A 14,897-nucleotide genomic window follows, 5' to 3' on the forward strand; every position below is an offset into this window, starting at 1 on the left:
GTTATGGGTTTCCTTGCAAGGCGGAAGCTTGAACCGCGTCGCGGGCCGGTCCGGCTGGCGCGCGGGCTGCGACCAGATTGCGTCCGAAGCGCGCGTAGACGGCAGGCAGCACGAATAGCGTGAACAGCGTGCCCACCAGCAAGCCGGCCACCAGCACCGTGGCGATCGCGCGCTGGCTGCCCGCGCCGGCGCCGCTGGCGAACAGCAGCGGCATCAGGCCGCCGACCATGGCGGCCGTGGTCATCAGGATGGGGCGGATGCGGGTGGCGGCGGCCGCGCGCACGGCCTGTACGCGGTCCAGCCCCCTGAGCCGCTGCTCAACATTGGCGAACTCCACGATCAGGATGCCGTGCTTGGTGATCAGGCCGATCAGCGTCACCAGCCCGATCTGGGTGTAGATGTTGAGCGTGGCGTAGCCGAAAAACATGGCGGCCAGCGCGCCGCAGGCGGCAAGCGGCACCGTGGTGAGGATCAGCAGCGGATCGCGGGCGCTCTCGAACTGGGCGGCCAGCACCAGAAAAATGAAGGCCAGCGCAAAGGCGAAGGTCAGGGCAAAGCCTCCTTGTTCCTGCAGATACTGCCGCGATTCGCCCAGGAAGCTGGTCTGGAATCCCGCCGGCAGACTGGCGGCTTCGGCCTGCAGGAAGGCGACCGCCTGGCCCAGTGGCACACCGGGCGCGGGGATCGCGACCAGTGTGGCGCTGTTCAACTGATTGAACTGCGTGAGGGCATTGGCCTCGACGCCTTTCTCCAGCGAGACCACGGTGGACAGCGGCACCTGTCCGCCGGTGGCGGTCCTGACATGGAACAGGTCCAGGGACTCGGCGTTCAGGCGCAGGTTGCGCGGCGCCTGGGGGATCACGTCGTAGGAGCGGCCCTGGGCGCCGAAGCGATTGACATAGGACTCGCCGACCAGACGCGCCAGGGTGTCGCCGATCTCTTTCATGCTCAGGCCCAGGTCGTGCGCCTTGGCGCGGTCGATCCGCACCAGCGTGGTCGGGTTGCTGAAGGTCAGGTCGGAATCCACGAAGGCGAATTGGCCGCTGGCGCGCGCCGCGGTTTTCAACTTGTCCATCGCGTCGTGGACCGCCCGGTGGCCGGCCGGGGACGACAGCACGAACTGCACGGGAAAGCCGCCGACGGAGCCGGGCAGGGGCGGCGGCAGGAAGGCGGAGCCCGCAATGCCTTCGATGCCCGGCAAGGCCGCCTGCAGATCAGCCATGATGGCTTCGGCGCTGCGGTCCCGCGTTTCCCACGGGCTCAGCATGACGCCAGCCCAGCCTTTGTTGAGCGCGCCGCCCGCGCCGGACACCATATAGACGGTAGCGGCTTCCGGCAGGGCGAGCAGCGCGGCCTCGACCCGTTTGGCCTCGGCCTCCAGGAATTCCAGGCTGCTGGCTTGGGGGCCTTTCATGTCGACGATGATTTCCCCCTGGTCTTCCGCGGGGGCGAGTTCCGACTGCAAGCCGTTGAACAGGACGGGCAGGCTGAGCAGCACGCCAGCGCCGGCCAGCAGCACCGGCCGCGTGTCGCGCAGCATGCGCGCCAGCGCGCGCTCATAGGCGCCCACCAGCTTGGCGGTCGCATGTTCCACCGCCCGCGCGTAGCGGCTGGGCGCCTGCTGGCGCATCAGCCTGGAGGCCACCATGGGAGACACGGTCAGCGCCACCATGGCGGACACCATCACAGCCGCGGCCAGCGTGAAGGCGAATTCGCTGAACAGCGCGCCCGTCAGGCCGCCGATCAGGCCCAGCGGGGCGTAGACCGCAACCAGCACCGCGGCCATCGTCAGCACGGGCCCAACGATTTCGCGCGCGCCGTTCAGTGCGGCATCCAGCGGCGATTCGCCTTCTTCCATGCGGCGATGGACGTTTTCCACCACGACGATCGCGTCGTCCACCACCAGGCCGATGGCCAGGACCATGGCCAGCAGGGTCAGCAGGTTCAGACTGAAGCCGAGCGCCAGCATGGCCGCCGCCGCGCCCAGCAGCGACAGCGGAATGCTCAGCACCGGCACGGCCACCGCGCGCAGCGAGCCGAGGAAGATGAAGATCACGAGCACCACTTCCAGGCTGGCAATGCCGAACTTGCCCAGCACATTGCCGATCGCGGCGTCGATGAAGACGGTGACGTCATACGGAATCGCCATTTTTGCGCCGTCGGGCAGGTCCAATCCGGCCAGAATCCGGCGGACCTCGCGGGAAATATCTAGCGGATTGCCGCCGGGCGTTGCCATCACTTCCAGGTACGCGGCGGGTTCGCCGTTCATGCCCGCGACCTGGTTGCGGCTTTGCGCGCCGATCTCGACGGTGGCGATGTCTTCCATCCGCACCAGGCTGGGGCCGCGCTTGACGACCAGTTCGCGAAAGCCCTGGACGCTATCCAGGCTGGTGTCGGCGCGCACGTTCGTCACCACGAGCGCGTCGCGCAGTTGGCCGGGCGCGGCCTGGTAGTTGTTGTCCCGGATCGCGGATTCGACATCAGCGGCCGTGATGCCGTGGGCGCCCATGCGCAGCGGGTCGAGCCAGATGCGCATCGACAGCGCCTGTCCGCCCAGCACGTTCACGGCGGCCACGCCGTCGACCGTGCTCAGCATGGGCTTGGCCACGCGCATCAGGTAGTCCGTGATGCCCGTCAGGGGCTGGCCGGCGGGCGCGGTGAATCCGGCATAGACCACCCCGATGGCGCCGGGAGACTGCCGCACGACCACCGGGTCGTAGGCGCCCTCTGGCAGCAGATAGCGCACTTCGTTGACCTTGGTCAGGACCTCGGTCAGCGCGGTGTCGGAGTTCGCGTTCAGGCGCAGGTAGGCGTTGATGGTGCTGCGCCCTTGTTCGGACGAGGAGGTCAGGTATTCCACGCCTTGCGTGGTGGCGACGGCCTGCGCCAGCGTGGCGGTGACAAAGCCCTGCATCAGGTCCGCGGACGCGCCCGGATATTCGGTGGTGACGGTGACCACGGCGCTTTCGATGCGCGGATACTGGCGCAGCGGCAGGTCCAGCAGCGCGCGCAGGCCGACCAGGGCGATCAGCAGGGCGAACGCGGTGGTGAGGACAGGGCGGCGGATGAAGAAGTCGGTGAATGACATGGCGTCTTACTCTCCCGCCAGGCGCGGACGGACGGCGGCGCCGTCGTGCAGGTTGATCTGGCCGGCGATGACCACCAGATCGCCGTCGCGCAGATCCGTATCCGACAGCGCGACCTGGCCGTCCCGGGTTGCGCCGGTCTGCACGGACACGAGCCGGACGCGCGCGGGGTCGTCATTGCGCACGGCGTAGACCGTCTCGCCGGACAGGGTGCTTTGAACGGCTTCGGCCGGCACGGTGAGGGTGGCGGTGTCGGCGGGCAGCGATACGCTGACCCGGGCATACGCGCCGGGCCATAGGCGGCCAGCCGCATCCGGCGCCAGCGTGGCGCGGACCCGCAGCGCGCGGTTGCCGGCGTCGATCTGTGGATCGATCGCGGAGACTTTGCCCGCCAGCGGAACCTGTCCGCCGCCGTCGCTGGCGACAGACACGTCCAGTCCCAGCCGCAATGCGGCGGCGTGCCGGTCCGGCAGGGTGAAATCCACATGCAGCAGGCGGGTGTCGGTCAGGGTGGCGATGGGCGTGCCCGCCTCGACGTACTGGCCCAGATTGATCAGCCGCAGCCCCAGCGTGCCCGCGAACGGCGCGCGCACCAGGCGCTGGGCCAGGTCTTCTTCTCCCTGTGCGACCTGGGCCCTGGTTTCGGCGTGCAGCGCCGCGTGCTGTTCGTACTCGGCGCGCGACAGGGTTTGTCCGAGCAGGCGCTTGGCGCGGTCCAGGTTGGCCTGGGCCAGCGCGGCCGATGCGCGATGCCGCTCGAGCTCGCGGCGCACCGGGCCATCGTTGATCTGCACCAGCGGCAATCCTGCCGCGACCTGCTGGCCGCTGGCGAAATGGATGGCGGTGACGCGCCCCGCGACCTCGGGCGCCACCAGCACTTGCTGGTCCGCCACGACGGTGCCGATCGCCTGCAAGGCGGCGGACAGCGGTCCGACCCGGGCGGGTGCCACCAGTACAGGAACGGGTGCGGCGTCATCTGCCGACGCGGCTTGGGCGGCGGCTGCGGCCTTGCGTTGCGTGTCGTAGAGGTAGAGGCCGCCAATGGCGGCAAGAACGAGCGTGGCGGTCAGGGCCAGTTTGCGGCGGGCAGTGCGCGGCGGCGCTGGGTTCGGGATCTGAGACATGAGGCCCATACGTAGAGTCAATGTAGCTGCGCTAAATGCGCAGATGGCAAGACTCGCAATGGTAGGGAGGCTGTCTCCCTTGGGGAAACGATAAGTTCTCCGTTATGGATTTAGTTTTTCTCACCTCTTCGCGGAATTGCGTGCGCACCTGCATGCCGGTGTTTGAGCAGTTGCGGTCTAAGATCCGTACCCATGCCAATCCGCAACTCCGAACCGCGCCCGCTGCTCACGCTGCGCGGCCTGTATAGCGAACGCCTTTCCCCCGTAAGCCTGGATCTGGCCCCGGGCGAATGCGCGGCGATCATGGGCCCTTCGGGCTCGGGCAAATCCCTGCTGCTGCGCCAGGTGGCCGATCTCGATCCCGGGCATGGCGTAGCCTTGCTCGACGGCAGGCCGCGCTCGGGCATGCGGGGCCACGAATGGCGCCGCCAGGTCATCTATTGCCAGGCCGAGGCAGGCTGGTGGGACGACCGGGTCGCGCCGCATTTCACGGACCGCGCGCGGGCCTTGGCCATCATGGAGCGCCTGGGACTGCCGGCGGACAAGCTGGACGCGCTGGTGCACGAGCTGTCCACTGGCGAACGCCAGCGCCTGGGCCTGGTGCGCGCCTTGGCGCAGGAGCCGCGCGTGCTGCTGCTGGACGAGCCCACGGCGGCGTTGGACCAGACGGCTACGGACCGGGTCGAAGAGGAATTGCGGCGTTACCTGGGCAGTGGGGCCGCGGTATTGATGGTGACCCACAGTCCGGCCCAGGCCGAGCGCATGGCGCGCCGTTCCTGGCGCATGGAGCAAGGCAGGATGGAGCCGCTATGGACGTGATCAAGCTGCAGGCCACGGATCTGGCCATCGCTTCCTTGCTGGTGCTGCTGAGCGCTGGTATTTCCTTCGCCTTGCGCTTGAACCTGCAGCGCCAGGTGCTGTGGGCGGCGCTGCGCACGGTGGTGCAGCTGCTGCTGGTCGGCCATATCCTGCGCATCGTGTTCGCGCACGCGGCGCCCTGGCTGACAGCGCTGGTGGTGGCGGTGATGATGGCGCTGGCGGCCAGGGAGGTTGCTGCGCGACCCAAGGCCCGGCTGACGCAGCGCGGCAACGGCTGGGTGGGCGCGATGGCGGTGGCGGGGACCACGGTTATCACGGTGCTGTTCATCCTGAATACGGCGCTGCGCCCGGAGCCCTGGTACGACCCGCGCTACACCATCGCCCTGATCGGCATCGTGCTGGGCAGCGTACTCAACGCCGCCAGCCTGGCGTTGGACGGCGTGTTGTCGGGCGCACGGCGGGAGAAGCTGGCGATCGAGGCGCGGCTGGCCCTGGGGGCGACCGCGCACGAGGCGTTTTCGTCCCTGCTGCGCGAGTCCGTGCGGCGCGGCATCGTGCCCAGCATCAACCAGATGTCGGCGGCCGGCATCATCACGCTGCCGGGCATCATGACCGGCCAGATCATTGCCGGCATGGATCCGATAGAGGCCGCGAAGTACCAGATCCTGCTGATGTTCCTGCTGTGCGGCGCCAGCGCCATGGCGGCGATGGCGGCGGCTTACGGCGCGATGCGCCGGCTGACGGATGAGCGCGGGAGGCTCAGGCTGGACCGGCTGCATCCGGGATAGCCATTCCAGGCGCTTTTTTCCGGAAATTTCATGAAAGCTTGACGCGCGCTTGGCGATACTGCGCGCAATCTTGCATTTTCCTGAACTCTTTCCGGACTTCCATGCCGCCTGTGCCCAGTGCCGCAGTACCCCCGCAGCGCCTTGCTTCCTTTCCGCGCCGCCTCCCGACGCCTGCCATGCGGGAGCGCCGGGCATGAGCGCGTCCATGGCAACTTCCATGAGCCTGCCGGCGCGGCGCACGGCCTGGCCTGGGTGGCTGGTGCTGGCGTGTCTGGCCTTGTGGCTGGGCGCGCTGGCCTGGGCGCGCTGGTTGACCTTGCCGGACGAGGGCCGCTACGCGGGCGTGGCCTGGGAAATGCTGCGCAGCGGCTCACCCATGGTGCCGCTGCTTGACGGCATGCCGTACTTCCACAAGCCGCCGCTGTACTACTGGCTGGCCCAGATCAGCTACGTGCTGTTCGGTGTGCATGAATTCAGTGCGCGGCTGCCGTCGCTGCTGGGCGCCTGGAGCGCGGGCGCGGGACTTTATGCCTTCGTGTCGCGCTACCGCAATGCCGCGCAGGCGCGCTGGGCGGTAGTTATCCTGGGCTTGATGCCGTTGTTCTTCGGCGCGGCCCAGTTCGCCAACATGGATATGCTGGTGGCCAGCATGATCACGCTGTGCGTGCTGGCCGCGGCCGATACCGCCTTGCGGCGTGCCGCCGGACGGCCGTTCCGCGCCATGTCGGTGGCCACGGGCGTGCTGGCGGCGCTGGCGGTGCTGGCCAAGGGGCTGATCGGGCTGGCCTTGCCGGGCGCCATCGTGCTGGCGTGGCTGCTGTTGCGCCGCGATTGGCCGGGCGTGCGCGCCTTGCTGTGGGCGCCGGCCTTGCTGGCCTTCGCGGCGGTTGCGGTGCCGTGGTTCTGGCTGATGGAACTGCGCTATCCGGGCTTCTATCAGTACTTCTTCGTCTACCAGCAGTTCGAACGCTTTTCGCAGGGCGGCTTCAACAACGCGCAGCCGGTCTGGTTCTACCTGCCTATCGTGGCGGGGCTGGCGCTGCCGTGGTCGATCTGGGCGGTATCGGTCTTCAAGCCGGCGTACTGGCGCGAGTCCGACCCGCAAGGCCTGCGGCGCCTGGCGGCGATCTGGATCGCGGTCGTGATCGTGTTCTTTTCGATTCCGCATTCCAAGCTCATCGGCTATGTGTTGCCAGTGTTCCCGCCGTTGGCTTTTTTGATCAGCGAACGGCTGGCGCCCGCATGGGTAGCCGGCAAGCGGCGTGGCGCCTGGATCGCCGCCGGGGCGGCTGTCGTCATCTGCCTGGCCGCGATCATCGTCGCCGCGTCGAATCCGCGCGGCAGCGCGGGGCCGCTGGCGGCGGATCTGCGTAAGGAAATGCAGCCGCAGGACATCCACATGGCGCTGCATACCTTGCCCTTCGACCTGGGTTTCTATACCCAGGCCCGGGAGCCCGCCTGGATGGTCGACGACTGGAACAATCCCGAGATTCCCACGCGGGACAACTGGCGCAAGGAGTTGTACGACGCGGCGAAGTTCGATCCCGTCATGGGCAAGCGCGTGCTGATCGGCGCCGACGACATGCCTGTGCGCATGTGCGCTGCGGCGGACGGGGCGCGCTTCTGGATCTGGGGCCGGGACGACGATGCCGCCAGATACCCCGTGCTCAATGGCGTGACGCCACGGCTTTCCAGCGATAGGCGGACGATATGGCGCATCGATATCGACGCGGCGTTCCGCCAGCGCATGTGCGGCGGCCTGCCGGCCGCGGGCCAGGCCGCTCCGCTGGCGCCCAAACCCTGACCAAGCGCGGGGCCGCGACGTGCCGCCCCACCTCCGAATGGCTGCAAACCATCAAGCATCGTGGATCCGATCATGAGCATTCTCGAACTATTTTCCTGGCTGACCAGCGAGCATGGGCTGATGGCCTTGCTGGCGCAGAACTGGGTCCTGGGCACCGCAATCATCGCTGCCGTCATCTTCGTGGAGACGGGCTTGGTGGTGATGCCGTTCCTGCCGGGCGACTCGCTGCTGTTCGCCGCGGGGGCGTTCCTCGGGCTGGCTAGCATCGATCCCGCCATATCGCTGGCGGCGATCACTGCCGCGGCCATTGCCGGCGATGCGCTGAACTACACGATAGGGTCGTCTTCGTGGGGGCAGCGGCTTGCCCGCAGCCGCTGGGTCAAGCCTGAACATATGGCGCGCGCCCGGGCGTACTTCGTCCGCTACGGCGCCATGACGATCACCGTGGCGCGCTTCGTGCCCATCGTGCGTACCCTGGCGCCTTTTGTCGCCGGCCTGTCGCAGATGCCGCGCCGCACGTTCTATGCCTACAACCTCATCGGCGGCGTCCTGTGGTGCTCGTCGATGCTGCTGGCCGGCTATTGGCTGGGCTCGATCTCCTGGGTGCGGTCGAATCTGCACTGGGTGTCGCTCATCATCATCGGCCTGTCGCTGATTCCGGTCGCTCTGCAGTTCCTGCAGGTGCGTCAACTGCGCCATGGGGAATCGCAGCAGTAAGAGCCCGCCCAATGAAAAAGGCCGGCAGCCCCTTGGGGTTGCCGGCCTTTTCGTTGCCGCCGTGTTGCGCGGCAGGCGTTTAGCCGATCGAGGCCAGGGCCTGGTTCAGCGTGGCGCTGGGGCGCATGGCCTGGCTGGCCAGGGCTTCGTTGGGCTGGTAGTAGCCGCCGATGTCGACGGGCTTGCCCTGGGCAGCCTTCAGTTCGGCCAGGATCTTGTCCTCGCCGTCGGCCAGCGCGCGGGCCGGGGCCGCGAACAGGGTGGCCAGTGCGCGGTCGTCGGTCTGCGCGGCCACGGCCTGGGCCCAGTACAGGGCCAGGTAGTAGTGGCTGCCGCGGTTGTCCAGGCCGCCGACCTTGCGTTCGGGCGACTTGTTCTCGTCCAGGAACTTGGCGGTGGCCAGGTCCAGGGTCTTGGCCAGCACTTGGGCGCGGGCATTGTCGTAGCTGCGGCCCAGGTGTTCCAGCGACGCGGCCAGGGCCATGAACTCGCCCAGCGAGTCCCAGCGCAGGAAGCCTTCTTCCACGAACTGCTGCACGTGCTTGGGCGCGGAGCCGCCGGCGCCGGTTTCAAACAGGCCGCCGCCGGCCACCAGCGGCACGATCGACAGCATCTTGGCGCTGGTGCCCAGTTCCATGATGGGGAACAGGTCGGTCAGGTAGTCGCGCAGCACGTTGCCGGTCACCGAGATGGTGTCCAGGCCTTCGCGGATGCGCTTGAGCGAGAACTTGGTGGCCTCGACCGGGCTCAGGATGCGCAGATCCAGGCCGCTGGTGTCGTGGTCCTTCAGGTAGTGCTTGACCTTGGCGATGATCTGCGCGTCATGGGCGCGGTTCTCGTCCAGCCAGAACACGGCGGGCGTCTTGGTGGCGCGGGCGCGGGCCACGGCCAGCTTGACCCAGTCCTGCACCGCGGCGTCCTTGGTCTGGCACATGCGCCAGAGGTCGCCGGCTTCGACGGCCTGCTCCAGCAGCACCTTGCCCGAGGCGTCGGTGACGCGCACGGTGCCGGCGGCGGGAATGACGAAGGTCTTGTTGTGCGAGCCGTATTCCTCGGCGGCCTGAGCCATCAGGCCGACGTTGGGCACGCTGCCCATCGTGACCGGGTTGAAGGCGCCGTGGCGCTTGCAGTCTTCGATCACGGCCTGGTAGACGCCGGCGTAGCTGCGGTCGGGGATCACGGCCTTGGTGTCTTGCAGATTGCCTTCGGCATTCCACATCTTGCCCGAGTCGCGGATCATGGCGGGCATGGAGGCGTCGACGATGACGTCGCTGGGCACGTGCAGGTTGGTGATGCCGCGGTCGGAATTGACCATGGCCAGCTGCGGCAGGACCTTGTAGGCGGCGTCGATGTCGGCGCTGATCTCGGCCTGCTTGTCGGCGGGCAGGGATTGGATCTTGGCGTACAGGTCGCCGATGCCGTTGTTGGGATCGAAGCCGGCTTGCGCGAGCGCGTCGGCGTGCTTGGCCAGCACGTCCTTGTAGAACACGGACACGACGTGGCCGAAGATGACCGGGTCGGAGACCTTCATCATCGTGGCCTTCAGGTGCACCGAGAACAGCACGCCGTTGGCACGGGCATCGTCGATCTGCGCCTGCAGGAAGGACTTGAGCTTGGCGGTCGACAGCACGGCGGCGTCGATGATCTCGCCGGCCTTGACCGGGGTCTTTTCCTTCAGGACGGTCTTGGCGCCGTCGGCGGCGGTCAGCTCGATCTTGACGTCGCCGGCCTCGGCGATCAGGGCCGACTTTTCGGTGCCGTAGAAGTCGCCTTCGCTCATGTGGGCCACGTGCGACTTGGAGTCAGCCGACCAGGCGCCCATCTTGTGCGGGTGCTTGCGGGCGTAGTTCTTGACCGACAGGGGGGCGCGGCGGTCGGAGTTGCCTTCGCGCAGGACCGGATTCACGGCGCTGCCCTTGACCTTGTCGTAGCGCGCCTTGACGTCGCGTTCGGTGTCGTTGGCGGGGGCGTCCGGGTAGTCGGGCAGCTTGTAGCCCTGGTCCTGGAGTTCCTTGATGGCGGCCTTCAGCTGCGGCATCGAGGCGCTGATGTTGGGCAGCTTGATGATGTTGGCTTCGGGCTGGACGGCCAGCGCGCCGAGTTCCGACAGGGCATCGCCCAGCTTCTGGCTGTCTTCGAGGTAGTCGGGGAAGACCGAGATGATGCGGCCGGCCAGCGAGATGTCGCGGGTCTCGACCGTGATGCCTGCGGGCTTGGCGAAAGCCTGGACGATGGGCAGCAGCGAACGGGTTGCAAGCGCCGGAGCTTCATCGGTGAGGGTATAGATAATCTTCGGAGTAAGAGACATGATCCTTGAATCTGTTCGGCAGGCGCTAGGCGCAAACCCGAACATGCTATGCGGCCGGAAGCCGGTAGATGTTGTCGGAGAGTGGGTTCGTTTGGGCACGCGTATGCCCAACATGGCTGACGCCTGCCCCTTTTTTGATCTGGGGAAGTGCGATCGCCACTAACCTTCCATTGTAATACCGCGCTACGCCTGCTGCGCAGCAAAATCCCGCGGATTCGATCGGGATATGGCCATAATGGCGCCAAATTAAATGGGGACACATAAAATCGGACGCGCCTCGTTTGACAAAGCGCCGCACAAGGAGGAAGCTACGTCCCCATGAATTTCCGCGCCGTTCGCATTTCGCTGATTATTACCATCATTCCTGGAATGGTGGGTTAGCGCGCGACCGCAACAGTCACAGCCACCCGCCCCAAGAGGCGGGTTTTTTGTGGCCGCCTCTGCCGGGCAAGCACACCGAAGCAGAGAGCCAGATGCACCACGCCCCGCAAGCCAGCCAGCAAACCGTCACGCCGACCGCATTCCAGGACGGCCGTGCCTCGCCGATGGAATACCTGAGGCAGATCCTGACCGCGCGGATCTATGACATTGCCCGCGAGACCGAGCTGGATCGCGCCCGCGGCCTGTCGGCGCGGCTGGGCAACCCGGTCTACTTCAAGCGCGAAGACAACCAGCCGGTCTTTTCCTTCAAGGTGCGCGGCGCCTACAACAAGATGCGCAACACGCCGCAGGCGGCGCTGGAGCGGGGCGTGATCACGGCGTCCGCCGGCAACCATGCGCAAGGCGTCGCAATCTCGGCCGCCAAGATGGGCGTGCGCGCCATCATCGTGGTGCCGCAGACGACCCCGCAGGTGAAGGTGGATGCGGTGAAGGCGCACGGCGGTCCCACGGTGACGGTGGTACAGGCGGGCGATTCCTATAGCGACGCCTTTGGCCATGCCCAGAAACTGGCCAGCGCACAGGACCTGACCTTCATCCCGGCATTCGACGATCCCTATGTGATCGCCGGCCAGGGCACGGTGGGCATGGAGATCCTGCGCCAGCATGCCGGCCCCTTGCACGCCGTCTTCGTGCCGATCGGCGGCGGCGGGCTGGCGGCGGGGGTGGCGACCTACATCAAGGCGGTCGATCCGGGCGTCAAGGTCATCGGCGTGCAGACCGAGGATTCCTGCGCCATGTCCCTGTCCATGCAGGTGGGGGAGCGGGTCAACCTGCCCGAGGTGGGCCTGTTTTCGGACGGCACGGCGGTCAAGCTGGTGGGCGAGGAAACCTTCCGCCTGTGCCGGGAGTACCTGGACGAGATCATCCTGGTGGACACGGACGCGGTCTGCGCGGCGATCAAGGACGTATTCCTGGACACTCGCAGCGTGTTGGAACCGGCGGGCGCGCTGGCGGTGGCGGGGTTGAAGAAGTACGTGGAACGCGAAGGCGTGCAAGGCCAGCCCATGGTGGCAGTGACCTCGGGCGCCAATATGAACTTCGACCGCCTGCGCTTCGTCGCGGACCGTGCCGAAGTGGGCGAGGCACGCGAGGCGGTCTTCGCCGTGACGGTGCCCGAGGAGCGCGGCAGCTTCCGCCGCTTCTGCAGCGTGATCGGCCAGCGCAGCGTGACGGAATTCAACTACCGCATCGCTGATGCGCACACTGCCCACATCTTTGTCAGCATGCAGATTTCCCGGCGCGGCGACGCGGCGGACATCATGGCGGCGTTGCAGCAGCAGGGTTTCTCCGTCGGTGATCTGAGCAACAACGAGGTGTCCAAGCAGCACATCCGCTACATGGTGGGCGGACGCTCGCCGCTGGCGGCCGGCGAGCGCCTGTTCCGCTTCGAGTTTCCGGAGCGTCCCGGCGCGCTGATGAAGTTCCTGTCCGAGATGGCGCCCAACTGGAACATCAGCCTGTTCCACTACCGCAATCAGGGCACGGAGTTCAGCTCGGCGCTGGTCGGCATCCAGGCGCCGCTGGCGGACAGCGCGGCGCTGGACGCGTTCCTGCGGCAACTGGGCTACGCCCATACCGAGGAAACCGGCAACGAGGCCTACCGCCAGTTCCTGATCTGAGCGCGCCTGGATTCAGCCCGGTGCGCAGCCGGGTTTGCGCGGCAAGGCCACGCCTGATTGCAGGCGCAAGGTGGCGTGTCCTTGCGCCGGCTGCGTCAGCTGCAAGGTGCTGGCACGCCAGGCCGGCACGTCGTCGAAGGCCACGTCGGGCGCAGCCGAAGACTTGGACTGCGCGTCCGGCCGGTCGAACTGGATGGCCGGCAGGCGCAGGCAGACGTCCTTGAAATCCAGCCGCGCAAGTTCGCGGCCGTCGCTCATGCGCACCGCGCGGAATGCCATCGGCGTGTCCACGAACTTGGTGATGGCGGGGACGATCTGCAAGTAGCCGTCGGCGTCCTTGACCCGTTTGGTAGGCTCGATCTCTACCGCGTCCCTGCCCGGAGGCAGGGCCAGATAGGCCACGCCATCGGCCACGTCCAGCAGCTTGCCCGGGCCCAGGTTCAAGGCGCCAAGCGGTGCGTGGCGGATCATCACGGTTTCGTTCCAGGACGTCTGGACGCGCGTCCAGCCCGGCAGGCGGGCGTCCTCGAAGCGGGTGGTGGAGATGCGGTCGCGGTCCGGCTTGGTCGACAAGACCAGGCGCTGGACCCGCAGCGCGTTGTTGACCACGCGCAGTTGAGCCAGCACGGTATTGGCGCTGGAGCTGGTGAAGTAGGCCAGCACGGCGTCCGTTTCCAGTGCCTTGGCGGTGGATGCGCAGAAGAAGGCGCGGGCCTCGATGCTCTGGCCATCGGGATAGAGCAGGGCGCCGACGTCCTTGCCGCACAGCGGCTTGCCCTGATAAGTGATGGTGGTGGCGCGGGTGGTCTGCCGCTGGCCGGTGTTCCAGTCGCTGCGGCTGCCCGTGGCGGCTTCGACTACCAGGCCATGGTTGTCGTAGACCACGGCCGCGCCCGCGGGCGCGGCAAGCATGCTGAGCAGAAACGCGAGACTGCGTCGACGCGCCATCGGCGGGCTCCCTGGGGTGGCTGGAGGGGTCTATATATACCACCGCCAGGGTGCGGCCCTTACTGCGGGCCGAGCTTGCGGATCAGGGCGTCCAGCATGTCCAGTTCATCGGGCCGCAGGTCCGTCAGCGGCGCGCGCACCGGGCCGGCGTCGTGGCCGACCAATTTGGCGCCGGCCTTGACGATGCTGACCGCATAGCCGGGTACGCGGTTGCGGATGTCGAGGTAAGGCAGGAAGAAATCGTCCAGCAGGCGGTTGGTGGTGTCGTCGTCGCCGGCGGCGATGGCGCGGTAGAACGCCATGGCCGTCCTGGGCACGAAGTTGAACACCGCCGACGAATAGACCGGCACGCCCAGCGCGCGGTAGGCGGCGGCATAGACCTCGGCCGTGGGCAGGCCGCCCAGGTAGGAAAAGCGGTCGCCCAGCTTGCGGCGGATGCGCACCATGGCTTCGATGTCACCCACGCCGTCCTTGAAGCCCACCAGGTTGGGGCAGCGTTCGGCCAATTGCGCCAGGCTGTCGGCCGACAGGCGCGATTGCGCGCGGTTGTAGACGATGACGCCGATCTTGACGGACTTGCAGACCTGTTCGACGTGCGCGGCAATGCCTTGCTGCGAGGCCTCGGTCAGGTAATGGGGCAGCAGCAATATGCCCTTGGCGCCCAGGCGTTCGGCCTCCTGCGCATAGGCGATGGCCGTGCGGGTCGGGCCGCCGGCTCCGGCCAGGATGGGGACCTTGCCCGCGCAGGTCTGCACCGCGGTGCGGATGACGTCGGCGTACTCTTCAGCCGCCAGCGAGAAGAACTCTCCCGTACCGCCAGCGGCGAACAACGCGGTTGCGCCGTAGGGCGCCAGCCATTCCAGGCGTTGTGCGTAGGACTTGGCGTTGAAGTCGCCGTTCTGGTCGAAGTCGGTGACGGGGAAAGACAGCAAGCCTTCCGAAACGATCTGCTTGAGTTCCTGCGGGGTGGTCATGTCGCGTTGATCCGTGTGGGGCGCCATCGAGGGTAGGAGTCGGCCGGCTGCCTGGTGAAAGAGGTAAGTCATCGTACAACATCAAATATGTCGATTCAAAGTGGAATTTTCTATGGAATCGGTGCTTTATAGGTGCATACCCGATGGAAAGAGATTCCGCTTTTCAAAAATATTTTCTTAGTTGTACGATGACTAGCGCAGAGTTGGACGCAGTTCGAAGGGGGCGTGTCGGGTCAGTTCGAAGAATTGGCGCGGACGCCGGCGCTCGC

Annotated in this window: 10 protein-coding genes; 5 read left to right on the forward strand and 5 right to left on the reverse strand. The window is 67.0% G+C overall.

Translation table 11 applies throughout. The features are described from left to right. Window position 1 precedes the first annotated feature (1 nt). The gene (locus AC3WOB_RS11405) at window positions 2-3,088 is read right to left on the reverse strand and encodes an efflux RND transporter permease subunit (protein WP_492275057.1); all 3,087 of its coding nucleotides are present in this window, start codon (window positions 3,086-3,088) and stop codon (window positions 2-4) included. Window positions 3,089-3,094: 6 nt separating this feature from the next. Then, complete coding sequence (locus AC3WOB_RS11410) at window positions 3,095-4,210, reverse strand: efflux RND transporter periplasmic adaptor subunit (protein ID WP_492275058.1); 1,116 nt, start codon at window positions 4,208-4,210, stop codon at window positions 3,095-3,097. Window positions 4,211-4,402: 192 nt separating this feature from the next. Between AC3WOB_RS11410 and AC3WOB_RS11415 the strand changes: the two genes are divergently transcribed. The 4 genes from AC3WOB_RS11415 to AC3WOB_RS11430 all read left to right on the forward strand — a co-directional run bounded on the left by AC3WOB_RS11415 (window position 4,403) and on the right by AC3WOB_RS11430 (window position 8,338). Next, window positions 4,403-5,029 carry an ABC transporter ATP-binding protein gene (locus AC3WOB_RS11415; protein WP_492275059.1) on the forward strand — a complete coding sequence of 209 codons (627 nt, stop codon included), beginning with the start codon at window positions 4,403-4,405 and terminating at the stop codon, window positions 5,027-5,029. Next, on the forward strand, window positions 5,020-5,817 hold the full coding sequence (locus AC3WOB_RS11420; protein ID WP_013393711.1) for an ABC transporter permease: 798 nt from the start codon (window positions 5,020-5,022) through the stop codon (window positions 5,815-5,817). Before AC3WOB_RS11415 ends, AC3WOB_RS11420 begins: the two co-directional genes overlap by 10 nt. 205 nt (window positions 5,818-6,022) lie before the next feature. Then, window positions 6,023-7,621: an ArnT family glycosyltransferase gene (locus tag AC3WOB_RS11425; protein WP_492275060.1), complete on the forward strand. Its 1,599-nt coding sequence runs from the start codon at window positions 6,023-6,025 to the stop codon at window positions 7,619-7,621. A gap of 72 nt (window positions 7,622-7,693) precedes the next feature. Next, window positions 7,694-8,338 (forward strand): VTT domain-containing protein, encoded by a 645-nt coding sequence (locus tag AC3WOB_RS11430; RefSeq protein ID WP_492275061.1) that lies wholly within the window; start codon window positions 7,694-7,696, stop codon window positions 8,336-8,338. Window positions 8,339-8,417: 79 nt separating this feature from the next. On the opposite strand, the gene AC3WOB_RS11435 is transcribed toward AC3WOB_RS11430, so the two are convergent. After that, window positions 8,418-10,646 carry an NADP-dependent isocitrate dehydrogenase gene (locus AC3WOB_RS11435; RefSeq protein ID WP_492275062.1) on the reverse strand — a complete coding sequence of 743 codons (2,229 nt, stop codon included), beginning with the start codon at window positions 10,644-10,646 and terminating at the stop codon, window positions 8,418-8,420. A gap of 473 nt (window positions 10,647-11,119) precedes the next feature. On the opposite strand from AC3WOB_RS11435, the gene ilvA reads away from it, so the two are divergent. Continuing rightward, window positions 11,120-12,706 carry a threonine ammonia-lyase, biosynthetic gene (gene ilvA / locus AC3WOB_RS11440; protein WP_492275063.1) on the forward strand — a complete coding sequence of 529 codons (1,587 nt, stop codon included), beginning with the start codon at window positions 11,120-11,122 and terminating at the stop codon, window positions 12,704-12,706. A gap of 12 nt (window positions 12,707-12,718) precedes the next feature. Here ilvA and AC3WOB_RS11445 read toward each other — a convergent pair whose 3' ends face one another. Both AC3WOB_RS11445 and kdgD read right to left on the reverse strand, forming a co-directional pair. Continuing rightward, window positions 12,719-13,654, reverse strand: coding sequence for a hypothetical protein (locus AC3WOB_RS11445; RefSeq protein ID WP_492275064.1), 936 nt, complete (start codon window positions 13,652-13,654; stop codon window positions 12,719-12,721). Between the two features lie 59 nt (window positions 13,655-13,713). Next, a complete protein-coding gene (kdgD, locus tag AC3WOB_RS11450) occupies window positions 13,714-14,628 on the reverse strand; it encodes a 5-dehydro-4-deoxyglucarate dehydratase (protein ID WP_492275065.1) in 915 nt (304 codons plus the stop codon). Between the last annotated feature and the right edge of the window lie 269 nt (window positions 14,629-14,897).

This window comes from Achromobacter sp. FW305-C-30-7, from assembly GCF_058783105.1.